The following is a 22,087-nucleotide window of genomic DNA, read 5'->3' as shown; positions in this document are numbered from 1 at the left end:
CCGCCGCTACCGCGCGGGCCTGACCACCATGGCCGAGCCGCCGCCGCGCCGTTCCTTCTCGGCGGCGGCCAGCCACCTGCCGTCCGGCAGCCGCTGCACGCCGGTGGCCGCGCCGATCTCCGGGGTGAGCCTGAAGGCGTGCCCGAGCGCCTCCAGCTCCGCCCGCAACCCGCTGTCGTACAGGCCGGGTTCGAGCTCGGTCCGGGCGGCGTTGCGCTGGCTGGCGCGCGGTGCGGCGATGGCGTCGGCCAGCGGCAGGCCGCGGTCGAGGAAGCCGGTCAGGGTCTGGAGCACGGTGGTGATGATGGTGGCGCCGCCGGGTGAACCGACCGCCACGACCGGCTTGTGGTGCTTGTCCAGGACGATCGTCGGCGCGATCGACGAGCGCGGGCGCTTGCCGGGGCCGGGCAGGTTCGGGTCGTGGACCGCCGGGTTCGCCGGGGCGAAGGAGAAGTCGGTCAGCTCGTTGTTGAGCAGGAAGCCGCGGCCGGGCACGGTGATGCCGCTGCCGCCGGTCTGCTCGATGGTGAGCGTGTAGGCGACGACGTTGCCCCACTTGTCGGCGACGGTGAGGTGCGTGGTGCTCTCGCCCTCGTAGGTCGTCGGCGCCGCCTTGCCGCCGCCCGCGCAGGGGGCGGGGCGGCGGGGGTCGCCGGGCGCGAGGGGGCTGGTGAGCACCGCGTCGTCCTTGATCAGGCAGGCGCGCGAGTCGGCGTACCGCTGCGAGAGGAGCTCCCTCGCCGGCACGTCCTCGAAGGCGGGGTCGCCGACCCAGCGTCCGCGGTCGGCGAAGGCGATACGGCTCGCCTCGATGAGACGGTGCAGGTAGCGGGCCTCGTCCGCCTGGGAGAGGTCGGTGCGCTCCAGCATGTTGAGGGCCTGGCCGACCGTGGTGCCGCCGGAGGAGGAGGGGGCGATGGAGTAGACGTCCATACCGCGGTACGAGGTCCGGGTGGGCGCCTGGAGCTTGGCCTCGTAGGCGGCGAGGTCCTCGGCGGACAGGTCGCCGGGGCGGGCGTTCCAGCCGGAGTCCGGGTCCACGGGCGGCTTGTTGACGGTGGCGACGATGTCCTCGCCGAGTTCGCCGTGGTAGATCGCGCCGACGCCCTCGCGGGCCAGCTCCCGGTAGGTGCGGGCGAGGTCCGGGTTCTTGAAGGTGGAGCCGACGACCGGGAGTTCGCCGCCGGGGAGGAAGAGTTCGGCGGTGTCCGGGAAGTGGCGGAACCGCTGTTCGTTGGCGGCGGTCTGGGAGCGGAAGGTCTCGTCGACGGTGAAGCCGTGCCGGGCCAGGCGCTCGGCGGGCTCCAGCACGGTGGCGAGCTTCCGGCTGCCCCACTTGTCCAGTGCCGTCTGCCAGGTGGCGGGTGTGCCCGGGGTGCCGACGGCGAGGCCGCTGGTGACGGCCTCGGCGAAGGGAACGGGCTTGCCGTTCTCGGTGAACAGGGTCTCGTCGGCGGTCAGCGGCGCGGTCTCGCGGCCGTCGATCGTGCGCACGGTACGGGACCTGGCGTCGTAGTACACGAAGTAGCCGCCCCCGCCGATGCCGGCGGAGTAGGGCTCGGTGACGCCGAGCGCGGCGGCGGTGGCGACGGCCGCGTCGACGGCGTTGCCGCCCTTGCGGAGCACCTCGATGCCGGCGGCGGAGGCGTCCGGGTCGACGCTGGCGACCGCGCCGCCGTGACCGACGGCGACCGGGGTCTTCGGAGTGGCGGGTCTGTGCTGCGCTGCGGGCGGCGCGGCCGCCAGCGTCGACACCACGGCGGCCGAGACCACCAGGACCGTCAGTTTCCGTGCGACAGGGTGACGCATCCGCACCTCCAGGGAAAGGCCGTCCGGGCAGCTTAGGTCATCGTCATGGCCGCGTCATGAACCTGGCGGGCATCGGTACGCCGTGGCCCGCTAGCATGCGCGCCCATGACCGACGACGTACGCAACATCGTCCTGGGCGTGATCGCGGCCGGCATCAGCGCCGCGCTGGGCTGGCTCGCTCGTACGTACCTGTGGAAGCGGAGACTCCGCCGCAAGCAGGCCTTCTTCGGGCTGCCGGCGAACTCCGAGTCGCTGCTCGTCGTCAACCGGGACCCGGCCGCGTCCGAGCCGGCGGTCCACCGCTTCGACGTGTTCGCGCTGCTGGAACTCTCCGCGCTGGTCAAGGACTGCGGCGCGCACGTCCAGGTGGTCACGCAGGACACGGTCCACCAGGGCCTCGGCGAGCGCACGGAGTTCTGCGTGGGCGGGCCCGGGTCGAATCAGCGGGTGCTGGCCCACATGGCGGCCATGCTGCCCGGGGTGCGGATCAACATAGCCCCGGAACCGGGCCCGGACCGGGCCGCGTTCCAGATCGGCGGCGAACGCTACCGCATGGACCCGGGGGTCACGGAGTACGTCCTGCTGGCCCGCCTCACCGCCGGCGACCGGCCCGAGGCCCGCCCGGTGTTCCTGTTCTGCGGCCAGCGGGCGATCACCAACCAGGCCGCGACGCGCTACCTCGCCCGGCACCACGAGCGGCTGGCGCGCAAGTACGGCAGGAACCCCTTCGTGCTGCTGCTGAAGGTGGTCAACTCGCAGGCGTACGGCCCGGACGTGGTCGAACTCGTCGGGGACGTGACCCGGGCGGCGACGAGTCCGCCGCCGGCTCCGGCACCGACGTCGCACCGGGCGTGAGCCCCGGCCCGGACGCGCCTTCCCTTGTCAGGCCTCCGCGATCTCGGCGTACAGCTGGGACAGTTCGGGGACGCCGTCCTCGGCCCAGGCGCAGCCGGAGGCCACCACGTCGAACTCGCGGCCCGAGGCGAGCCGGACGACCGGCCGGCCGTCGGACCGGATGCCCCAGACGGCGCCCGGCACGGTGCGCACGAGCACGGTGCCCAGGTAGAGGCCGGCGTCGTTGCCGAGCCAGAGCAGGATCTCCTCGTCGGTACGCCAGCGCGGCAGCATCTGGTCCAGGCGCGCCAACGATGCCTCCGAGTCGTCGAGCCGGATCCCCTCCCGCGACGCCTGCGAACGGAGCAGCTCACAGTCGGCGAGCAGCTCGGCGACGCCTTCCGGGTCGTGGACCCGGAAGGGTTCGCGCCGCCTGCCCAGGAAGGGGAAGTGCATCCCCCCAGACTGACATTCGTACCGCCGTGCGCACCACAGGCACGCGGGCCGGGGTGGGGGCAGGGGACGCCTACACGTCCAGGTCGACCACGACCGGCGCGTGGTCCGAGGCGCCCTTGCCCTTGCGCTCCTCACGGTCCACGTAGGCGTCGGTGACGGCCCCGGCGAACGGCTCGTTGCCGTAGACCAGGTCGATGCGCATGCCGCGGTTCTTGGGGAAGCAGAGCTGGCGGTAGTCCCAGTACGTGTAGGGGTGGTCGTACTTCAGGGGGCGCGGGACCACGTCGGACAGGCCGGTCTCGCGCAGGGAGGCGAGGGCGGCGCGCTCGGCGGGGGTGACGTGGGTGGAGCCCTCGAAGGCGGCCCGGTCGTAGACGTCGTCGTCGGCCGGCGCCACGTTGTAGTCGCCCAGCACGGCGAACGGACGGGTGCCGGCCGCGTCGCCGGCGACGGCCGCGCGCAGCGCCTCGAACCACTGGAGCTTGTAGGCGTAGTGGGCGTGCCCGACCTCGCGGCCGTTGGGCACGTAGACCGACCAGACGCGGACCGGGCCGCAGGTCGCGGAGACGGCGCGGGGTTCCTGCACGCCCTCGTAGCCCGGGTCGCCGGGCAGGCCCTTGACGACGTCCGCGAGGCCGACGCGGGAGAGCACCGCCACCCCGTTCCACCTGCCGGTGGCGTTCACCGCGGCCTCGTAGCCCAGCTCGCGCAGCTCGTCGAACGGGAACTTCTCCTCGGCGACCTTGGCCTCCTGGAGGCACAGCACGTCGGTGCCGCTGCTCTCCAGCCAGGCGAGCAGCCGCGGCAGACGGGCGGTGATCGAGTTCACGTTCCAGGTGGCGATGCGCATGTTCCCCAACCTACCGGCCGGCACCGACAGTCCGCCCCGCGCCCGGTGCGGGTGCGGGGCGGGTGCGGGGCGAACGCGAGGGTCTGCGGCCCGGGGGCATGCGGCTCACACCCGGACGGACTCCCCCGGCGTCAGCCGCAGGTGCTCGGAGCCGCCCAGTTGGCCGATCTGACGGTCGTAGATCGGCCGGGCGAGGTCGGTGAGGAGGGCGTCGTGGATGTCGTAGGCGCGCCGCGGCTTCACCTCGCGGACGTAGTCGATGACCTCGGAGATCTTGTTCCAGGGGGCCATGACGGGCAGCATCAGCGTCTCGACCGGGTGGCCGGGGACGGTGAGGGCGTCGCCGGGGTGGAAGACCGTGCCGCCGTCGACGAGGAAGCCGATGTTGCCGACGCGCGGGATGTCCGGGTGGATCACCGCGTGCAGCTCGCCGTGGACCTGTACGTCGAAGCCGGCGGCGGTGAAGGTGTCGCCGTGGCCGACGGTGTGCACGCGGCCCGGGAAGGCCGACGAGATCTTCTCCGCGACGGCCCTCAGCGTCCAGACCTCGGCGGCCGGATTGTCCTCCATCGCGGCGCGCAGCCGCAGCTCGTCGAAGTGGTCGGGGTGCTCGTGCGTGACGAGGACGGCGTCCGCGCCGAGGGCGGCGTCCTCCTCGCTGAATCCGCCCGGGTCGAGGACGAGCGTCCGCCCGTCCTTCTCGAGGCGGACGCAGGCGTGCGACTTCTTGGTGAGCTTCATCCCTCCATCCTGCCGCCGTGCCTCACCGGCGCGCGAACGGTCCCGGGCGTCCCCTCGCTCCCGGGCGTCCCCTCACTCCGGCGGCGTGGTCTCCTCGCGGATGACCTGCTGCGCCACCCGGAAGGCGCCGTTCGCGGCCGGTACGCCGCAGTAGACGGCCGCCTGGAGCAGTACTTCCTTGATCTCGGCGGGGGTGAGCCCGTTGCGCAGGGCGGCCCGGAGGTGGGGCGGCAGTTCCTCGAGGTGACCGCCGGCGACGAGGGCGGTGAGGGTGACACAGCTGCGGGTGCGGCGGTCCAGGCCGGGCCGGTCCCAGATCTCGCCCCACGCGTACCGGGTGAGGAACTCCTGGAAGTCCCCGGAGAAGTCGTCGGCCTGCGCCAGCGTCCGGTCGACGTGCGCGTCACCGAGCACCTCGCGGCGGACCTTGAGCCCCGCGTCGTACGGGTCGGGCCGCCCCTGGGCGTGCGTGTGCGGGGGCGCGGCGGCCGGGGCGATCTCGGCGACGGGCCCGGTGTGCGGCGACGCCTGGACGGCCTGCGACTGCACGGGCACCCCCTGCGGCGGCACGGGGGCGTTCTGCGACGGCACGGGGACGGCGGGTCCGGGGACGGCGGGTCCGGGGACGGCGGGTCCGGGGGCGGCGGGTCCGGGCGGGACCGGGACGGCGGCCAGGGCGGGCTGGACGGGGGCCGCCGTGACGGCGGCGGGGGCCGGGACGCCGGGCGCCGGGGCTCCGGGGTGGACCGCCGGGGCGGAGGGGGTGACGGGGGTGCCGGGGATGGCCGACTGGCCGGTGGAGGCGTCGGGGGCGATCTGCCAGGCGGTCTGGAAGTGCCGTACCAGCAGGTCGGTGACGGCCGCGGGCTGCTCGACCGGGACCAGGTGGGAGGCGCCGGGGACGACGGCGAGACGGGCGTCGGGGATGCCGGCGACCAGGGTGCGGGCCTCGGCGGGGCCGGTGACCTGGTCGTCGGAGCCGACGAGGACCAGGGTCGGCACGCCGACCTGGCCGAGCTGCCCGCGCACGTCGAACGCGGCGAGCGCCTCGCAGGCGGCGATGTAGCAGCCCGGGTCGGTGGTCCGCACCATCTGCACGGCCCACTCGGTGATCGCGGGCTGGGCCGCGGCGAACCCGCCGGTGAACCATCTGTCGGGCGCGCTGCGGGCGATGGGGTCCAGCCCGTTCGTCCGGACGATCACGCCGCGCTGCCGGAACTCGTCGGCCGTGCCGAAGCGCGGCGAGGCGGCGATCAGCGCGAGGGAGGCGAGCCGCTCCGGGTGGCGCAGGGCCAGCTCGATGCCGACGGCGCCGCCGAAGGCGCAGCCGGCGTAGCCGAAGCGCTGCACGCCGAGCCCGTCGAGGGTGGCCAGCAGCCGCGCGGTGAGGTCGGCGACGGAGCTCGCCGCGTGGGCCGGGGCGCCCCCGTGCCCGGGCAGGTCGAACCGGAGGACCCGCCACTGCTGCGTCAGCTCGGGGATCTGCCGGTCCCACATGTGCCATGTGGTACCCAGTGAGGGACCCAGGATCAGGACCGGGGCGTCTTCTGGCCCGTCAAAGCGGTATTGCAGGGTGTTCGGCACTGTCTCACTCACGCCCCAGACCCTCTCACGTCTCACGAAATCTCACACAGCCCGGGGAAGCCGGCGGCTCGATGCACCCGCGGCTCGACTCGTCGGGCACTGCCGACGGCCTCGTCGATCGAGGCTGAGCCTCTCAGCGTGTACGCGCGCCTGACGCAGCGTGGCCCGCTGGCCGCGCTCTCGCTCGGTCCTCACGTCGTCGCGCTGCTTCCTCCATCAGCACAGCTGCCAGCTGTCCCGAGTTTGCAGCAAAGCATGTGATGCCGTCCCGAAGGACGGGACAACGTAGCGGGAAACCTTTCGGGCCGCTCCGATCACCACCTGAAAACCACCCTTGGGAAACGCCGCCGAACTTACCCGCGGCCCTCCGCCTCACCGTGCAGGCCGTCCCATGTAGTGGCGGCTTCGCGGAGGTCTTCCACATCTGGCTTCACGTACCACTTCTTCGTGGTCTTCACGTTCGTGTGCCCGGCCCACCGGGCGAGGATGTGATCCGGCACGCCGTTGTTGGCAAGGAAAGTGAGGCAGGAGGCACGAGCGTCGTAGAGACGTACTCTGCGCAGGCCAAGGACCTCCATGAGCCGGTACGCGCGCCTGCGGAGTTGCTTGATCGTGAAAGCCTCCCCGGTCTCGTGCACCACGACGTATCCGGAGTCCGAGTAAGCCTCACCGAGGACGAGCCTCTCCTTGGCCTGGAGAGCCTTGAACGTTTTGAGGGCCCTCAGTACTGGACCGGGCAAAGGAAGATCACGTTCTCCGGCCATGGACTTGGTGTCCTTTTCCACGACGTATCGATTCCCCATCATCGTCCGGGTGTTGGCTATGGTGATCGTGGCATTGTCCAAGTCGACGTCCTCCCATCGAAGTCCGCAGACTTCAGCAGGACGCAGACCCATGAGGGACAGCAGAAGGGGAGCATAGAGCCGTTCCGTCCTGACGCCGTGAATGAACATCTGGACTTCCTGGACGTTCCATGGCTTCACTTCCTGCTTCTTCTTCCGATCCTCCTTACGCGCCCTACGTGGAATTGTGACGTGCTGGGCCACATTCATGGTCAGCAGCCGCCGCGTCACTGCCCGATTCAAGGCATCCTTCAATCGCGCAAGGCTCATTTCCACACTGGTCACCCCGAGCGGAGTGCCAGGTTTTCCGCCGCGTGCGCGCCCATACCTCAACGCCCAATGCATCCACTCTTCTACGTCTTCCTCCGTGAGCTCTTGGAGCCGGATGTGACCCAACTTCCCGCGAACCCGATCCAAGGTAATCCGGTAGTTGTAGATCGTGGTTTCTTCCAGATCATCCGCTTTCATGGCCAGCCACCGATCTAGCCACTCATTGACAGTGATCTGCTTAGGAGGAACGAGCGTCCCTTCCTGGCGACGGTTGGTGATGCGCGCGTACTCAACCTTCGCTTCCTTGAGCGTGGCGAACGTACGAGTCAGCTGTCTGCGCTTTCCGGTAGCAGGGTCGACTCCCACGTCGACCACGAACCGGTATCGCACCTGCCCCTTCGAGTTGGGTGGGAGCTTCTTGATCGGATCGGACAGGAGGTACTCACTCTCCTTCTGTGCGTGGCCTACGCCGACTAGGCACTTGGCTCATACGATTGGCAGCAGACCAGCGCCGTTCCGCGCCATGGCACAGAGCGGCATCTGCAGGTGCGCGCAGCTCCACCGCCAGCACAGCCGCGCACGTGAACATGCTTCGAGGATCGTCACGATCGCCGGTTTTGCTAACCGGCGATCGTCGTCTATGTTGCGCTAGCCGTCCGCACGCGATCCATGCTCTGAGTGCGTCGCGTACGTTGGTGGGGCCAAGAGAAGGCGGACGCATCGGCAACGTTCGCGGACAGGGTGAGCTCCTCGCTACGTCGGGGACGGGTCGACCGGCCACACGGTTCAGGGTGTTGTACGTTGACATACCCCTACGGCGACTTCCACCCTTTCCAGCGCCTTTCTCTTCTGCCGTGGGCGAATAAGGAAAGGCAGCCGCCGCCGACGAGGTACCGCGGCGTGTAGCGCCAGAACCTACCCATGAATCACCGGCGACGAGTCGTTACGAGTTCCTGTCCTGCGATCCGGAGCCGCGATGAGCACCCGGCCAAGAAGAAGGCGGCGCAGATCACCACCAGTACTGCAGCTGTTTCTCTTGGTGCGACCCAGTCCCTCGACTCGCATGCTTCTCAGAGGGGTCAGCGCTCTGGAATGACCTACGGCTTAGTTGTTCGAGAAGGCAAGCGGTCGGCGGAGCACCTAGAGGGGGAAGCGCACGCGATGTCACCGCGCAGTGTCCGTTGTACGCCTGGCGGGCCGTGTTTCTCGGCTCCGTTCCTGGGCCGCTGTCCTGCCGGTCCTGCCACCACACCTGGCTGAGCACCGAAATCACGGCTGCCGACTGCAGACCAGGCACCCATGTCGCCCAGTGCCCCGACTGCTACGAGACCGAGGTCCTGATCCACCTCGCCACCGTGTTCTCCGCCCCGCGCCAGCGGTCGATGTGCTTCGCTGGCGTCACCGGATGCAACGCCCTGGAGGAGCGCGAAGCTGCGAGCAGTGCTACTCCCCGAGGCAGGAAGAGGATGGACTCCGGGCTGTGCCCAAACGGCCTGGCCGCTCGATGGGCCAGTGCTGATCGCTCGGCCCACCTGATGTCCTCACATGCCGAACACCGACCCCGCCCCTGCCTGAGTATCTGGTTGTCGGCCTGTCCGCGGCTACATGATTGCCTTCCATCGCCACGGCGGTGCCCCTGCCCGGCCGCGTAGGCAGTCGATGCGGTACTGCGCCTCGCGCCGCCACTTCGGGCGTGTGGCGGCGTGCTGCGCGGCGTACGTCGTCATCCGCAACTCTCGCGCGCCAGCCAGAATTGAATACCCTTCCCACTCCGTGACATCAACGCCGTAGGTCTCGCAGAACGCGGCGTACTCCTCCGCAGACACCGCGCCGGTCGTGGTGAGCTTCACTGCGGTCGACACGAGATCCCATTCCGGTGGGCCAAACGAAGCGCGCTCGAAGTCCATCAACAACGGGCCGGCCTCCGTGCGCGCCACGTTGCCGACCCATGCATCCCCGTGGACTACACACTCCGGCAGGCCCTTCGGCCTCGAGACCCATTGCTGCTTGAGATCCTCAAGCCGGCCCTTCAGCCACAGCCGGTCCTCGTCAGAAATCGTGCTCGCTGCGTCGATGCGCTCAACCAGCCGGACGAACGGGTCCAGCTCACCCAGTGGCAGGTCTGGTTTCGGCAGGGCGTGCAGTTGCTTGAGGAGCACGACGACGTCGGTAACGGTCCCGATTTCGTGTGGCGGCAGCTCTTCCCAGAACGTCACCGGGTACCCGCTGGCTGCTACCGGCTGCCGCAGGTCCAGAGCGCGTACGGCGGGCACGCCCTGGGTGGCCAGCCAGCGGGCGACCTGAACCTCGCGCGTTGCGGCGGCGGACTGGCCGGGCCGGGCGATACGCACCACCATTCCCCCGGGCAGACGCCAAATGGCGTTCTCGGCGATCCGTATCGGTTGGGCGTTGGTCGCGTCGAGGCCAACGGCGTGGCACGCCTCCTCAAGTATTTGGGTGGGCGTGGGTGAAGTAGTCACGCCTGCACCGTAGCTGCGATGCGCTCGCGCAGGTCGCTGGTCTCGGGGAGGTTCCGGTGTCGGCCTGCGAACCGGGCGAGTTCCCGCAGGTCCTCGGCGGCCCGGCAGGAGGTCAGCTTGCCGACGTCGTCCAGCGCTCGGTGGCCGAGTACGACCGCGTGCCGCGGATCGTCGCCTTTGGCCATGACCAGGGAAGCGAGTTTTGTCTCGGAGATGGCGCGCGAGCGGGCAAAGGCGTTGCCATGACCCTTAACCGCGATTTCGAAGCGGCGGGCCGCCTGCCCGGGGTCCTGGTCCGCGTGGACCGCGAGGTCGAACAGCGCGTGGGCGGTGTCGCCGTGGTGCTGGGCGTAGTCGTAGTAGGCCATCCACGGCGGATCCTGTGCCGGGTCGGACTGTTCGAACGCGGCGTCGGCTTCTCCGACCGCGCGCAGGGTGTTGGCTACGTCGCGCATCTTGCCGAAGGCGCGGGCGCGTGCGGTGTGCAGCATGGCACGCTCGGTGGCGCTGAGTCGGTCGGAGCGCACCAACCCCTTCTCTGCGTGGGTTAGGCCAGTATCCGGATCTCCGATCCAGATTTCCTGCCGGGCCATGAACGAGTACGTCTTGGCGCGCAGATGCCACTCCCCGGCTTCTTCCGCGCACTCAGCGGCTAGCCGGAAGCTGACTCGGGCATCGTCGTGGGCGTACGCGTCGAAGTGCGAGGCGCCGACGACAATCCCTAACCGAGCCACAGAGGCCAGGAGCTCAGGCCGCAAGGGCTCGGGGCAGCGCACTGGCAGCAGGGAGGCTCCCCACATGATGGCGCCGCGGGCGAGTTCACGCACCGCGCCGCCGCCTCCGTACTCGTTGTCCTGACGATGGATGACATCGGCCAGCGACTTCAGCTGCCTGATCTCGCGCGGGCGGATCTGAGTCGGGATCTCCCGGGGGGCTGCTGGGGTCACGAGGTGGACGAGGTCTATGGGGGCGATGGCGGCAAGGCCGCTCGTGGCGAGGAAGGCGCGACGGTCCACAGAGGCAGGGCTCCCGCTTGCAGGTGTTGTACTACCTCTGCCCAGGATGCGGCCTTCATGGACCTGAACCGGCACCTCCGCCCTGCCAGGGGGTGCACTTTCCGTTTCAGGACGGGCTTTTTCCGTTTGCCCGAACACCATCCCCCACGCCCGGGTGAGGACTCCCCCCGTCTGCAGGACCTCGTCCAAGCGCTCAGCCAAGTCCTTCGAACAGGTAGCAGTCCCCTTCTCGATCTTCTCAATGAGTGAACCGCTGACCTGCACTTTCGTGCCCAACTCGGCGTGCGTGAGAGGGCCGCGCTTCTTACGCCAGGTCCGCAGTTCATGGCCGAACCAGTCACGCGGGGACGCGTCCGGAGTCAATTGCTTCTCGGGTCTTGGCATGGGCTGTTCCTCGCTCGCGAAACGGAAGATCGAGGTTTCCGTATCAAGATCTGCACGCGGTCCTGCCAGCCTGGCTCAATGGTTGCTCACGGCCGCCGCCCCAGTACACACCGCATCCGGCGCCGGTTGGAGAGATTTCGTCGAACGAGGGACTCCCCGTGAAGGCAGACCTGATGGAGGCTCAACAGCCCGTTACCGACGGCACAAGCGCTGCGGTCCGGACGCGTTCCGGAGCATGCGAAATCGACGTCGCTCTGACTGCCGCTGCCGTCTCGGGCGTGCGTGACCTCGTCAGTGCGTGCCTCCGTCTGTGGAGCCTGACCGAACTCAACTGGAGGGTCACTCTCACTGCGTCCGAGCTACTGACGAACGCCTTCCAGCACGCCCGCAAGGAGGATGAGTCCTCGGTTCCAGTGAAGGTCGTCCTCACCCGGACCCCCGACGGAATCTTCCTGTGCGTCAGTGACCCGCGCCCCTGGCTCCCAGCCCCCGTCCCGGCAGGCGACAACGACGAGGGCCGTCGCGGCCTGATGCTGATCAAGACGCTCAGCGACAGATACGGCTGCTCGCCCACCGCCCAGGGCAAAGACGTTTGGGTCACGATCCTGCACTCCGCGTAGTCGCAATCTCCTTGCCTCTGACGAGACCAGAAAGGACCACCATCATGTGCCGACACTCGCCGCCGTTCCCCGGCGCCGACGCGAAGGCCGACGGCGGTTCAACGTCAGCGACTCTGCGCTCGGAAGAATCGAATGACAGCTTCGGGTTGGGGCACGACCCTCGCACAAGACCCCTTCTGGGAGGGCGACGTCAGCGAGGTCGCTCGTACTTCCTGATCTACCTTCCGCACCCCCGCGGGCAGGGCGCGAAGTACGCCCGCACGGGCTGCAGCTTCGTGGAGTTACGGCAAGCCTGCCCCCGGGCGCTCCGCTGGGTCGCGCCAGTAGTCGGCGAGCATCTCGCCCGGCCAGGCGGGCTGACGGACGGAACCCCGGGGCCCCATTTCCTGAAAGTAGGGGGCCAGGTCAATCACCGGCGTCCCGTCAACTGCGTCGAGGTCGGTCACCAGAAGGTCGCGGCCGTCCACGCTCAGCAACCTCGGGTAGCTGACAGCCAACTGGTTGGGGCGCCGATGGTTTCGGTGGACGAAGGTTCCGGTCGCTGGCCACTGCACGTTACCCCTGGGGCTGCGGGCGTGGAGCTGCACGTCCTCGGGCTGTGCCAGGTGGAAGCGCCACGTCACAGTCAGGTGGGAGAACTCGTTCATTCCCTGCAACGTTTCGAGGGGGTACGCCTCGTTGAGTCGGATCACCGACTCAACTCCGCCCTGGTAGTCGTCCTGAACGCGGGTGTGGCCCCCGACGACCGTTGCGATCGATTCGACCTCGTACGTCGTCACCGGTACTGGTTCCTCTCCTCGGGCGATGCTGGTCCGCGGGCTGCCACGGGGCATCGAACGTCCGCGTCGCGATCAGCCTATGGCCCGGAGCATGCCGCGTGCCCGGCAGTCCAGCTCGGTGACATGGCGGCCTCCGCGTTGCCGGACGGGCGAAAGGTCGCTCTGGATTCGGACGATGACGTCACGTGCCCGGCCGGACTGGACGCCCGTCATGGCGTCGAGTGCTTCGTTCCAGGTTGCGCACGCCTCGTCGAGGTTTCCCCGCTGCACCTGGACTGCACCGAGGTAGCCGAGCGTCACGCTGTGGGTGCGGGCGAACTGCTGGCGCCGGCGCGTGGCCACACTCCGCTTGAAGTGGATCTCCGCGTCGCGGGGCTGACCTATGTCGCGCAGAGCGCAGGCCGTCTCGTGGGCGAGGGAGGCTTCCTGGAAGAAGCCGACGCGGGCCGGCGCCTCGGTGGTGTCGGCGCGGGCGAGGTCACGCTCCGCGCGGCTGATGGCCGCGAGGGTTCCGGAGCGGTCGCCGTCAGCCGCGAGCGCGCGGGCGTGCACGATCGCCAGCAGCGCCTTCTCGCGGTGGCTGGCCTGGCCGTAGCGGTCGCGATTCATCGAGGCGTCGGCGAGAGCGAGCGCCCTGCGTGGGTGCCCGAGGTCGACGGCCTGGTGAGCGAGGGCGCGCAAGACGTGGCCACCGAGCGGTCCGTCACCAGCCTCCGCCGCGATCCGGGCGGCGATGGTGAGGTAGCGCTGGGCGGTGCGGTGTTCGCCGGCGTCGAAGGCCATCCAGCCAGCGAGGTACGTCATCTCTGCGACGGCGGAGTGAGTGTCGCGGCGGAGCTGATCTGTGCGAAATCGGCCGCCGAGCAGCGGCACCGCCTCGTCGAGCAGGTGGCTGGCGAGGGCTTTGCGGCCGGTTGCGCCGCCTCGCTGCTGGTCGCGCGCGGAGTAGTAGACCGTGAGGTCGCGGATGTCGTCGACGTCGGCTTGGGTCACCGAGCGCGAGGAGGACGGTCGGCGGTTCGCCGCTGTGGCGGGGGCGGCTGCCCACCACGAAGTGGTGGGCAGGGCAAAGCCGGCTGCGGAGTAGGCGGCGGTGGCCAGCAGCTTGCGTCGGTGCATGTCGAGATCGTCGCTTCCCAGCTCGGCCAGTGCGGTCAGAGGGTCGACGCTCCAGTCGGATCCGGTGTCGGTCGTGCCTGTCGGCTCTTCTTCCAGCCCGAGGTCGGCCAGGGAGAGCCGGCGGCCAAGCCTGCGGGACAGCGTCTCACGCAGGATATGCGGCGCTCTGCCACTCGGCTTCGTGCCGAGCACCCACATGGAGATGTGCGAGCGGGAGATCGCCTCCAGCTCACGCACTCCGCACTCCGCTGCCACGCGGGCAACGGCGGCGGCGGCTTGCGGCTGGGACCAGCCTGCTTCGCGCAGGAGTGCGGCAAGGGCGACGTTGCGGTCACGGGCCATCGACTGCCCCTCGGTTCCGTAATGATCTTTGGCGCCTTTGGCGGCCTTCCCGTCCGCGAAGGCATACCCCTCGAACGGGATTCGCGGTTCGCTCAACGTAGCGGCCAGATCACTCACATCGCACGCCGACCGACGCCTCCGACGGGCGATCTCGGCTCACTTTGGCTTGATCCGAACAGGAGTTGTGGCATGCGCCTTTCGCTGGACCCTCGCCGAGATGGCAGCCAGCTCGTGGGCGGTCGCGGGCGGCAAGCGCCCGTCACCGCGGCACCGGCGCCGGAGCGCGATCACGTGGTGGTCGCGTCGGAGACGGTGACGCTGGTACTGGGCGAAGATTCGCCACTACCCGAGAGCGCTGCCGACGTGAGGACCTCGTTCGCCTTCTGCGCGGCCACATTGCCCAGTTGGGCGCACGGACCGCACCGCATGTTCCCGCCCTGCTGCGTGCGCAGCGGCTCTGCTCCGACAGCATCCCGAGGGCTATGTGTCGAGCCGGGTGCACCTGGTCAGGCTCGCCAAGGCCACCCAGGAACTGACGGCTTACGTGGAAAGCGGCGGCCCTGGACCGAACAGCAGGGAGGACGGGCGGCGTTGGCCGAGGCCAACGCTCAACGTGCTGCGCGGCACCGTCTTCGGTCTCGCCCTGGCCTGCCTGATCTTCGCCGCTTCGGTGCCGCGGACATGACGGTGACCGGTGCCGTCGTCATCGCTCTGGTCCTCGGGCCGACGGCCTGGCTAATGCTTCGCGGCGAGCGGGCGGCCGAACCTGCACGAGCCGCCGAGCACCTGCCGCCGCCCGGCAACGCTCCCTCTCCACCTGGCGAACACGGACCTACCTACCGCCCACCGTTCCCGGCCGCTGCGACGGCCCCGATACGGCCCCGAACCTGCGGGGCTCACGGAGATCCACACAATGCATCGGCTTCCGCGCATCGAGCAGTACGGCCTGATCGGCGACACGCAGACCAGCGCCCACGTCTGTGACGACGGTTCGATGGACTGGCTGTGCCTGCCCCGCTTCGACTCACCAGCCGTGTTCGCCGGTCTGCTCGGCACGCAGAAGCACGGCTCCTGGCAGATCGCCCCGGCCTCGTCCGCAGGCCGGTCCGGCTCCGGGAAAGCAGCTGAACGCCGGTACCGCGGTGACTCACTCGTTCTCGAATCGCTGTGGCGTACCCCGACGGGTTCGGTCCGCGTCCTGGATTTCATGCCGCCGCGCGACGGGGCCCCGCAGGTAATCCGAATCGTCGAGGGCCTGACTGGCGAAGTGGAGATGGTCTCGGCCATGCGTCCTCGGCCGGGGTACGGCAGCGTCAGCCCGTGGATCCACGAGGTCGGTGGGCGCATGGTCGCGGAGGCCGGCGGGGACGCCCTTTGGCTCGACACGTGCGTACCGCAGGTGGAGAAGGACGGCGTCGTCGTGAGTGTGTTCACCGTCGGAGTGGGACAGAGCGTGGCGTTCGTGCTCAGCTGGTGCCCGTCCCACGCCCCCGCACCGGACGTTCCCGACCCGGAGGCGGCGCTCGCCGAGACGCTCGCCTTCTGGCAGGACTGGACGCAGGAGTGCGCCTACAACGGGCCTTATCGCGAGGCCGTGGTCCGGTCCTCGATCACGCTGAAGGCCATGACCTACGGGCCGAGCGGCGGGATCGTCGCGGCGCCGACCACGTCGCTTCCCGAGGAGATCGGCGGCGACCGGAACTGGGACTACCGCTTCACTTGGCTGCGCGACGCCGCCACGACGCTTGCCGCACTGCTGGGGACCGGGTACCGGCAGGAGGCACAGGCATGGCGGCGATGGCTGCTGCGGGCCGTGGCCGGGGACCCGGAGAACCTGCAGATCATGTACGGGATCGCCGGGGAGCGTGACCTGCGGGAGCGGGAGCTTCCCTGGCTTCTCGGGTACGAAGCCTCCTCGCCGGTGCGGGTCGGGAACGGGGCTGCGGACCAGCTGCAGCTGGACGTGTACGGCGAAGTGATCGACACCCTGTACCTCGCGCACCAGAGCGGAGTCGCCCACTGCGCCGACACCGCGGTCCTGCACCAGCGACTCATCGAGCACCTGGCGCAGCGCTGGCAGGAGCCCGACGAGGGCATCTGGGAGATCCGCGGGGCCCGCCGGCACTTCGTGCACTCCAAGGTGATGGCCTGGGTGGCGGTCGACCGCACCATTCGCCTGGCCGAGGCAGGCGCGCTCGACATGGACCGGGCCCCACTGGTCGAGCTGCGGGCGGCGATCCACCGGGAGGTCTGCGACAAGGGCTTCGACCCGGTGCGCAACACCTTCACCCAGTCCTACGGCTCGCAGGAACTGGACGCCGCCACGCTGCTCATCCCCCGCACCGGTTTTCTGCCGCCCGATGACCCGCGCGTGATCGGCACCGTGGATGCGGTCCGTCGTCAACTCTCCACGGACGACGGGCTCGTGTACCGGTACCCGACCTGCGGTGAGGACGTCGGGGTGGACGGCTTGACTGGCGACGAGGGCGCCTTCTTCCTGTGCAACTTCTGGCTCGTCGACGGCCTCGCCCTGACCGGCCGCCTCGACGAGGCCCGCGCCTTGTTCGAACGCCTCCTGGCTCTGCGCAACGACCTCGGGCTCCTGGCGGAGGAGTACGACCCCGTACAGCAGCGCCAGCTCGGCAACTTCCCGCAGGCATTCAGCCACATGGGCCTGATCCAAAGCGCCCTGCTCCTTCAGCAGATGGCGACGCAGTCCTCCCCCCACCACGCCGCGCTCGCGGTTCCCGCACCCCGCTCAACCCCCCGCAGCACGCGCCAGTCCACCGCCGACCTGACGCCGCAGCACGCATAGCCACCCCACCCCTGACGAGGATTCCCATGCCTGACAGCGCCTTCCCGGCACGGCCAGCCGCTACCGGCCACCGCAGACGGCGGCCCCCGCTCGACGCGACCACGCTGTACCTCGCCCGTCGCGCCGTGGCACTGCCCCTGGCACTCCTCGCCGCGCTGCTGCTCGCCGCCTTCGCTCTCCGGTCGGGGTCCGTCGTAGGCCCCGGCTGGGTCCTGGCCGGCCTGGTCTGCGGACTAGCGGGGGTCGTCGCGGTGGCAGCACGCGGAGCGCACAGCGTCGCCAGCGCCGTGCAGTCGGCGGTGGCGGATTCCCAGACGGCAGCGCTGAACGCGGTCGCAAGGGCAGCGGCAGCCGTTGAGAAGTCGGTGCAGTGGTCGGCGGACGAGCTGTGCCGCGGAAAACGTCCAGCGTTGCCGGACCCGCACACCGCGCAGTCGTCCACCCCGAACGCCGGGATCGACAACGCGTTGAGTGCCCTCCAGGCGCAGGCCATCATGTCGCTGATCCGCGTGCACGACGAGTCCCAGTCCGTGGTCCTCCTGGAAGTGCTTCGCCGCCTGGCCATGCGCGAGCATGCCTTGGTCAGCAAGGCTCTTGAGGCACTGAGCCGGTTGGAGATGCTGACCGACGACCCGGAGCTGCTGGCCAAGATCTTCGAGATCGATCACCTCGTGACGCGGATGCGCCGCCAGGTCGAGAGCACGGCGGTCCTGGGCGGGCAGTCCCTGCGCAGCGTGCGCCGGCCCGTTCCCGTCACGACGGCCCTGCGTGGCGCTGTCTCCGAGGTTGTGCAGTATCCGCGGGTGGCCGTCGCGGCCGGATCCGTGGGCGCCGAGCTGGGGTTGCCCGGCCATGTGGGGCCGGACCTGACGCACCTGCTGGCCGAGCTGATCGAGAACGCCTGCGAGTGCTCGGATCCAGCGACGCGGGTGATGGTGCGCGCGCAGCGGGTGCCACACGGGCTGGCCATCGAGGTCGAGGACCGCGCCATTCCCATGCACCCGCAGACGCGGGCACAGATGAACGACCTGCTCAAAGCCCCGGACGAGGTCGACGTCAGCGGCCAGGTCCGGGCTGGACAGCTCGGCCTGCTGGTCGCCGCGAAGATCGCCCAGTCACACGGGTTGTCCGTCCTCCTGCAGGAGAACGCGACGGGAGGCACCACCGCCCTGGTCGTCATACCGGCACGGCTCCTGGTAGCCATTCCATCGGTCGAGGACGCGGGTGCGCCGCAGCCCGAGGAAGCTCGCATGTCCGGGCAGCAGCCGCAGCAGGTGGCCGCGGCTCCTGCCGCCGCAGGGGTGGGGCAGGTCGCACGCCCCGTCTCCGCTGGGGCATCGACCTCGGCGGGTCATTCGGCCGACGCGGCGCCCGCTCTTCCCACGCGCACGCGTCGGTCGGAACCTTTCCGTCCGCCACAGGAGCGGGAGCAAGCCCCCGTGTCCGCGGCGACGCCCGGGCTGGCAGCCGCCTTCCGCAGCGGCCTCCAGGCCGGCGGAACCGCCAGTCCCCCTCCCGCCTCGACAGAAGACCCCACCCCCTGACCCGCTTCTTCCGCGTTCCCGGCGGCCCAGTACACCCACTGGCCCTTCCCCCTTCTGGAGCGATCCCCATGAGCACTGACCCCGCGATGAACAACGTGACCGACGGCACGCCCGCATCCGCGACGACAAGCGGACAGCGGGACAGCATGGCCTGGCTGCTGCGTCAGTTCGCCTCCGAGACGCCGGGCGTCACGCACGCCGTCCTGCTCTCGCGCGACGGACTGCGGCTGCTGGACAGCGACGTCGACAAGGACTGGGCGGACGAACTGTCGGCCGCCTTCAGCGGGGTCGCCTCCCTCGCGGCGAACATCACCGGCCCCAGCCACAAGAAGAGGCCGGCCCGGCAGGTCATCATCGAGCGAGACGACTGCCTGTTCTTCGTCCAGAGCGCCGGGCGCAGCGCGGCCTTCGACACCCATCCCGGTGCCGAACGCGGTGAGGTGGACACGATCCTCGCTGTCATCGCCACCAGGGACGCCGATGTGGGCACCGTCGGCTTCGAGATGGGGCGCCTGGTCCAGAAGTTCGCCCCGTACATGCTGATCCCCGTCCGCGTTGGCACGGGCGGAGAGGTCCGGTGACCACGTACGGCCGCGCGGCCGAGGAGTCGGCGTTCGTGCGGACCTACGCCGTGACGCGCGGGCGTACCAAGCCGCGGCACCTGCTCGCTCTGGAAACCGTCCTGGAGGCCGGGCAGGGAAGGCCGGGCCCGGCGCAGGCCGAGGAGTGCGGGGAGATTCTCGCCCTGTGCCGGGAGCGCCGGCGGTCGGTGGTCGAGCTGGCGGGTCGCCTCGGCCGGCCCGTGACCGCCGTCAAAGTGCTCGTCTCCGACCTCTTGGACGCCGGCGCCCTCGTCGTCCCCCTGACCCAGTCCTATGCCGATACCGGCGCAGGGTCCGGTCCGTCTATCCAAATGCTGGCAGCCGTTTCCGTCGGCTTGAAGAGGAAGTGGCCTGATGCCGTCGCCTATCCCCAGGCCGGATGACCCGTCCACGGTTTCGCCGCACTCGCAGGCCGGTGCGCCGACTGTGCTGAAGATCGTGATTGCCGGCGGTTTCGGCGCGGGCAAGACCACCGCAGTGGGCGCCGTCAGCGAGATCACGCCGCTGAGTACGGAGGAGTACCTGACCGAGGCGAGCGCGGACGTCGACAGCCTGGCTGGCCTGGCGTCCAAGCGGACCACCACGGTCGCCTTCGACTTCGGCCGATTGAGCCTGCCCGATGCGCCCGTGCCGCTGGAACTGTTTCTGTTCGGCACGCCGGGCCAGGACCGGTTCGTCGACCTCTGGTACGACCTCTCCCGCGGCGCCGTCGGCGCGGTCGTCCTGGTCGATACCCGCCGCTTGGAGAGCAGCTTCACGCCCGTCAGCTTCTTCGAGGACATCGGCCTGCCCTTCGTCGTCGCGGTCAACCAATTCGACGGGGCGCACCGCTACCACCCCGAGCAGGTCCGCGCCGCTCTCGAACTCCCCGCTGCCGTGCCGGTGGTCACCTGCGACGCCCGCGACACGAATCACGTCGCCGGCGTTCTGCTGGCCCTCGTCGACCACGCCGTCAATTGCGCCGCCACCACCAATCGCGCTGGTCACACCCCTTCTACCACCCTCCAGGACGTCTGATGTCACAGCACCCCAGCGACCCCTACCGCACGCCGCAGACTGCCCCGCCCGCCCGGTCCTTGCCTCGGCGCGACATGCGGGACACCACCCCCGGCCCGTTCACCCCGCCCGGCACCGCCCTCACCAGCCAGCGACCTCAGCAGTCGCTGGAGCTGGCTCAGCGTTACGAGCTACTCAACCGCCTGGGCGTGCCCCCGGTGGCCAACGAGGACTTCGACGAGCTGGCCCGCGACATGGCCACACAGGCCGGGTTCTTGTACGGGTTCGTCAACCTGTTCCTGGAGGAGCAGACTTTCGTCGGGCTGCACCAGCCGCCGGCGGACAGCGGGTTCGTGATCGTCGGCCGCACCATGAGCCGGGACCACGGCTGGTGCCCGGAGGTCATGGCCCGCAGGAAGGCCCTCCCGCTGCACGACGTGCACGCGTCCCCGCGCTTCAGCGGCAACGCGGTGGTCGACGCCGTCGGGATCCGTTCCTACTTCGGCGCTCCGTTGATCCACGACAGCGGCACGGTGCTGGGCACGGTGTGTGTGATCGACCCCGAGAAGCGGCCCCTGGCCGAGGCACGTCGTCTGCGGGACATCGTCATCAACGCCAGTGCACAGGTGATGGACCACATCGTCCGCGCCCCCGTCCGCTAGGCCGTTCCACAACTTCCCACCCGGGAGCCGTAGGCGTTCCCCGGCCGCTCCACGCGTTGCGACCTTCATCCAGGGAGAGGGAGACCATGTCCGCCACACCCACCACGCCTCCACCGGCGCTGCGTCCCTACCTCACCGCCCGCCACGATCTGCTGTGGCAGGAGGCGGACGCCTTCGCGGCCGAGTACGTCGCGCCGCGCGTGGCGCGGATGGAGGCCGCTCCGGGCAGGGTGGAGCGCAAGGTCGCCGACCTGATGGCCGCACGGGGCTGGTTCGCCGTCACCGTCCCGGCGGTCTTCGGCGGGCTGGGCGCCGGACACGTGGCCAGGACCGTCTTGGTCCACCGCATCGCGCGGGTCTCGGCGGCTGCCGCGGCCATCCTGCAGGCCACATTGATCCCCGTGGGCGCTCTGCTGCACTTCGCCACCTACGAGCAGAAGGGCCGCTGGCTTCCCCGGGTCGCGGACGGGTCCGTGCTGCTGTCGATCGCCGTGACCGAACCGCTCGCCGGAGGACACATCGGCGGCATCGAAACCACCGCCGAACGCGCCGGCAACGAGTGGGTGATCACCGGCAGCAAGATCCATATCGGCAACAGCCACCTCGCCGGAGCCCACCTCGTCGTCGCCCGCACCGCAAGGCCGGGAGTAAGCACCTCGCAGGCGCTGACCGCGTTCATGGTCGAAGCCGACCGCCCCGGACTTTCCGTCTCCGACCACCGTGCCGGGCTCGGTCTGCACGGCTTCTCCGCCGGCCGCCTCGACCTCGATCACGTCCGCGTCCCCGCCGACAACGTGGTCGGGGAGATCGGCCAGGGACTGGCCGTGGCCCAGAGCAGCAGCATCCTCTACGGCCGCCCCAACCTGGCCGCCGTCAGCCTCGGCATCCACGAAGCCGTCGTGGACACCACCACCGCCAGGCTCAAGACCCGCCCCCGCTACCAGGGCGCCCTGTCCGACCTGCCGGTCCTGCGGGACCGCGTCGGCGGCATGGAAGCCCGCCTGCGCGCCGCCCGGATCCTCTCCTACCAGGCCGTACACCTCCTCGACCACGGCCTGCCCTGCGACGCCGACCTGATCAACTCGAAATACCTCGGCCACCAGTGGGCCGTCCAGTCCGCCCAGGACGCCATGGAACTGCACGGCGCCCACGCCCTCGATGGCGACTACATCGTCCAGCGCCTGTGGCGCGACATCCAGCACACCTACCCACCGGCCGGAACCGGCGAAGTCCAGCGCATCCGCCTGGCCGACGCCGCCTTCGCAGAGGACCACTTCCAGTGGTCCGAGCGCCTCGCCGCCGAAGCCGCCTGGGCACGACCCGACCCGACCGCCGCATGAGC

Annotated in this window: 19 protein-coding genes; 9 read left to right on the top strand and 10 right to left on the bottom strand. The window is 69.9% G+C overall.

Annotated features, from left to right (window positions below; all coding sequences use genetic code 11):
- Nucleotides 1–6 precede the first annotated feature (6 nt).
- Nucleotides 7–1,809: a gamma-glutamyltransferase gene (ggt, locus tag ACFYOJ_RS19760; protein WP_356552968.1), complete on the bottom strand. Its 1,803-nt coding sequence runs from the start codon at nucleotides 1,807–1,809 to the stop codon at nucleotides 7–9.
- A gap of 105 nt (nucleotides 1,810–1,914) precedes the next feature.
- On the opposite strand from ggt, the gene ACFYOJ_RS19755 reads away from it, so the two are divergent.
- Nucleotides 1,915–2,664, top strand: coding sequence for a hypothetical protein (locus tag ACFYOJ_RS19755; RefSeq protein ID WP_356552970.1), 750 nt, complete (start codon nucleotides 1,915–1,917; stop codon nucleotides 2,662–2,664).
- 27 nt (nucleotides 2,665–2,691) lie between these two features.
- Here the strand turns inward: ACFYOJ_RS19755 and ACFYOJ_RS19750 are convergent, their stop codons facing one another.
- From ACFYOJ_RS19750 to ACFYOJ_RS19720, 7 genes are all read right to left on the bottom strand, one after another.
- Nucleotides 2,692–3,099, bottom strand: a complete 408-nt coding sequence (locus tag ACFYOJ_RS19750; protein ID WP_356552972.1) for a DUF6278 family protein — start codon at nucleotides 3,097–3,099, stop codon at nucleotides 2,692–2,694.
- A gap of 70 nt (nucleotides 3,100–3,169) precedes the next feature.
- Nucleotides 3,170–3,949, bottom strand: coding sequence for an exodeoxyribonuclease III (locus ACFYOJ_RS19745; protein WP_356552974.1), 780 nt, complete (start codon nucleotides 3,947–3,949; stop codon nucleotides 3,170–3,172).
- Nucleotides 3,950–4,054: 105 nt separating this feature from the next.
- The gene (locus ACFYOJ_RS19740) at nucleotides 4,055–4,690 is read right to left on the bottom strand and encodes an MBL fold metallo-hydrolase (protein WP_356552976.1); all 636 of its coding nucleotides are present in this window, start codon (nucleotides 4,688–4,690) and stop codon (nucleotides 4,055–4,057) included.
- A gap of 72 nt (nucleotides 4,691–4,762) precedes the next feature.
- Nucleotides 4,763–6,286, bottom strand: a complete 1,524-nt coding sequence (gene pcaC / locus ACFYOJ_RS19735; RefSeq protein ID WP_356552978.1) for a 4-carboxymuconolactone decarboxylase — start codon at nucleotides 6,284–6,286, stop codon at nucleotides 4,763–4,765.
- 341 nt (nucleotides 6,287–6,627) lie between these two features.
- Nucleotides 6,628–7,761: a site-specific integrase gene (locus tag ACFYOJ_RS19730; RefSeq protein ID WP_233520683.1), complete on the bottom strand. Its 1,134-nt coding sequence runs from the start codon at nucleotides 7,759–7,761 to the stop codon at nucleotides 6,628–6,630.
- A gap of 1,226 nt (nucleotides 7,762–8,987) precedes the next feature.
- Nucleotides 8,988–9,866 (bottom strand): aminoglycoside phosphotransferase family protein, encoded by an 879-nt coding sequence (locus ACFYOJ_RS19725; protein WP_061441520.1) that lies wholly within the window; start codon nucleotides 9,864–9,866, stop codon nucleotides 8,988–8,990.
- The gene (locus tag ACFYOJ_RS19720) at nucleotides 9,863–11,266 is read right to left on the bottom strand and encodes a helix-turn-helix transcriptional regulator (protein WP_078884520.1); all 1,404 of its coding nucleotides are present in this window, start codon (nucleotides 11,264–11,266) and stop codon (nucleotides 9,863–9,865) included. Before ACFYOJ_RS19720 ends, ACFYOJ_RS19725 begins: the two co-directional genes overlap by 4 nt.
- Nucleotides 11,267–11,424: 158 nt before the next feature.
- Between ACFYOJ_RS19720 and ACFYOJ_RS19715 the strand changes: the two genes are divergently transcribed.
- Nucleotides 11,425–11,886, top strand: a complete 462-nt coding sequence (locus tag ACFYOJ_RS19715) for an ATP-binding protein (RefSeq protein ID WP_061441522.1) — start codon at nucleotides 11,425–11,427, stop codon at nucleotides 11,884–11,886.
- A gap of 281 nt (nucleotides 11,887–12,167) precedes the next feature.
- Here the strand turns inward: ACFYOJ_RS19715 and ACFYOJ_RS19710 are convergent, their stop codons facing one another.
- Nucleotides 12,168–12,665 (bottom strand): SAM-dependent methyltransferase, encoded by a 498-nt coding sequence (locus ACFYOJ_RS19710; RefSeq protein ID WP_061441523.1) that lies wholly within the window; start codon nucleotides 12,663–12,665, stop codon nucleotides 12,168–12,170.
- Between the two features lie 72 nt (nucleotides 12,666–12,737).
- Nucleotides 12,738–14,126 carry a Tat pathway signal protein gene (locus tag ACFYOJ_RS19705; protein ID WP_181849464.1) on the bottom strand — a complete coding sequence of 463 codons (1,389 nt, stop codon included), beginning with the start codon at nucleotides 14,124–14,126 and terminating at the stop codon, nucleotides 12,738–12,740.
- A 913-nt stretch (nucleotides 14,127–15,039) separates the two neighbouring features.
- On the opposite strand from ACFYOJ_RS19705, the gene ACFYOJ_RS19700 reads away from it, so the two are divergent.
- From ACFYOJ_RS19700 to ACFYOJ_RS19670, 7 genes are all read left to right on the top strand, one after another.
- Nucleotides 15,040–16,941 carry a glycoside hydrolase family 15 protein gene (locus tag ACFYOJ_RS19700; RefSeq protein WP_114530916.1) on the top strand — a complete coding sequence of 634 codons (1,902 nt, stop codon included), beginning with the start codon at nucleotides 15,040–15,042 and terminating at the stop codon, nucleotides 16,939–16,941.
- A gap of 26 nt (nucleotides 16,942–16,967) precedes the next feature.
- Complete coding sequence (locus tag ACFYOJ_RS19695; RefSeq protein ID WP_114530917.1) at nucleotides 16,968–18,485, top strand: ATP-binding protein; 1,518 nt, start codon at nucleotides 16,968–16,970, stop codon at nucleotides 18,483–18,485.
- A 68-nt stretch (nucleotides 18,486–18,553) separates the two neighbouring features.
- Nucleotides 18,554–19,066: a roadblock/LC7 domain-containing protein gene (locus tag ACFYOJ_RS19690; protein WP_061441525.1), complete on the top strand. Its 513-nt coding sequence runs from the start codon at nucleotides 18,554–18,556 to the stop codon at nucleotides 19,064–19,066.
- Nucleotides 19,063–19,470, top strand: a complete 408-nt coding sequence (locus ACFYOJ_RS19685; RefSeq protein ID WP_061441526.1) for a DUF742 domain-containing protein — start codon at nucleotides 19,063–19,065, stop codon at nucleotides 19,468–19,470. The genes ACFYOJ_RS19690 and ACFYOJ_RS19685 overlap by 4 nt, the downstream gene beginning before the upstream one ends.
- A gap of 43 nt (nucleotides 19,471–19,513) precedes the next feature.
- Entirely contained in the window at nucleotides 19,514–20,104 is a 591-nt protein-coding gene (locus ACFYOJ_RS19680) for an ATP/GTP-binding protein (RefSeq protein WP_054100460.1), read from the top strand.
- On the top strand, nucleotides 20,104–20,745 hold the full coding sequence (locus ACFYOJ_RS19675) for a GAF domain-containing protein (RefSeq protein ID WP_061441527.1): 642 nt from the start codon (nucleotides 20,104–20,106) through the stop codon (nucleotides 20,743–20,745). Before ACFYOJ_RS19680 ends, ACFYOJ_RS19675 begins: the two co-directional genes overlap by 1 nt.
- 86 nt (nucleotides 20,746–20,831) lie before the next feature.
- Nucleotides 20,832–22,085 carry an acyl-CoA dehydrogenase family protein gene (locus ACFYOJ_RS19670; protein ID WP_061441528.1) on the top strand — a complete coding sequence of 418 codons (1,254 nt, stop codon included), beginning with the start codon at nucleotides 20,832–20,834 and terminating at the stop codon, nucleotides 22,083–22,085.
- Nucleotides 22,086–22,087 lie beyond the last annotated feature (2 nt).

Origin of the sequence: Streptomyces sp. NPDC006384 (assembly GCF_042870695.1) — a bacterium.
GTDB lineage: Bacteria > Actinomycetota > Actinomycetes > Streptomycetales > Streptomycetaceae > Streptomyces.
Note: the sequence above shows the minus strand (reverse complement) of the source record. Positions and strands in the feature narration are given on the sequence as shown.

Excerpts from the sequence above, each read along its gene's own strand:
- ggt (WP_356552968.1), bottom strand. The coding sequence starts at position 1,809 with ATGCGTCACCCTGTCGCACGGAAACTGACGGTCCTGGTGGTCTCGGCC.
- ACFYOJ_RS19755 (WP_356552970.1), top strand. The coding sequence starts at position 1,915 with ATGACCGACGACGTACGCAACATCGTCCTGGGCGTGATCGCGGCCGGC.
- ACFYOJ_RS19750 (WP_356552972.1), bottom strand. The coding sequence starts at position 3,099 with ATGCACTTCCCCTTCCTGGGCAGGCGGCGCGAACCCTTCCGGGTCCAC.
- ACFYOJ_RS19745 (WP_356552974.1), bottom strand. The coding sequence starts at position 3,949 with ATGCGCATCGCCACCTGGAACGTGAACTCGATCACCGCCCGTCTGCCG.
- ACFYOJ_RS19740 (WP_356552976.1), bottom strand. The coding sequence starts at position 4,690 with ATGAAGCTCACCAAGAAGTCGCACGCCTGCGTCCGCCTCGAGAAGGAC.
- ACFYOJ_RS19720 (WP_078884520.1), bottom strand. The coding sequence starts at position 11,266 with ATGCCAAGACCCGAGAAGCAATTGACTCCGGACGCGTCCCCGCGTGAC.
- ACFYOJ_RS19705 (WP_181849464.1), bottom strand. The coding sequence starts at position 14,126 with ATGGCCCGTGACCGCAACGTCGCCCTTGCCGCACTCCTGCGCGAAGCA.
- ACFYOJ_RS19700 (WP_114530916.1), top strand. The coding sequence starts at position 15,040 with ATGCATCGGCTTCCGCGCATCGAGCAGTACGGCCTGATCGGCGACACG.
- ACFYOJ_RS19695 (WP_114530917.1), top strand. The coding sequence starts at position 16,968 with ATGCCTGACAGCGCCTTCCCGGCACGGCCAGCCGCTACCGGCCACCGC.
- ACFYOJ_RS19690 (WP_061441525.1), top strand. The coding sequence starts at position 18,554 with ATGAGCACTGACCCCGCGATGAACAACGTGACCGACGGCACGCCCGCA.
- ACFYOJ_RS19675 (WP_061441527.1), top strand. The coding sequence starts at position 20,104 with ATGTCACAGCACCCCAGCGACCCCTACCGCACGCCGCAGACTGCCCCG.
- ACFYOJ_RS19670 (WP_061441528.1), top strand. The coding sequence starts at position 20,832 with ATGTCCGCCACACCCACCACGCCTCCACCGGCGCTGCGTCCCTACCTC.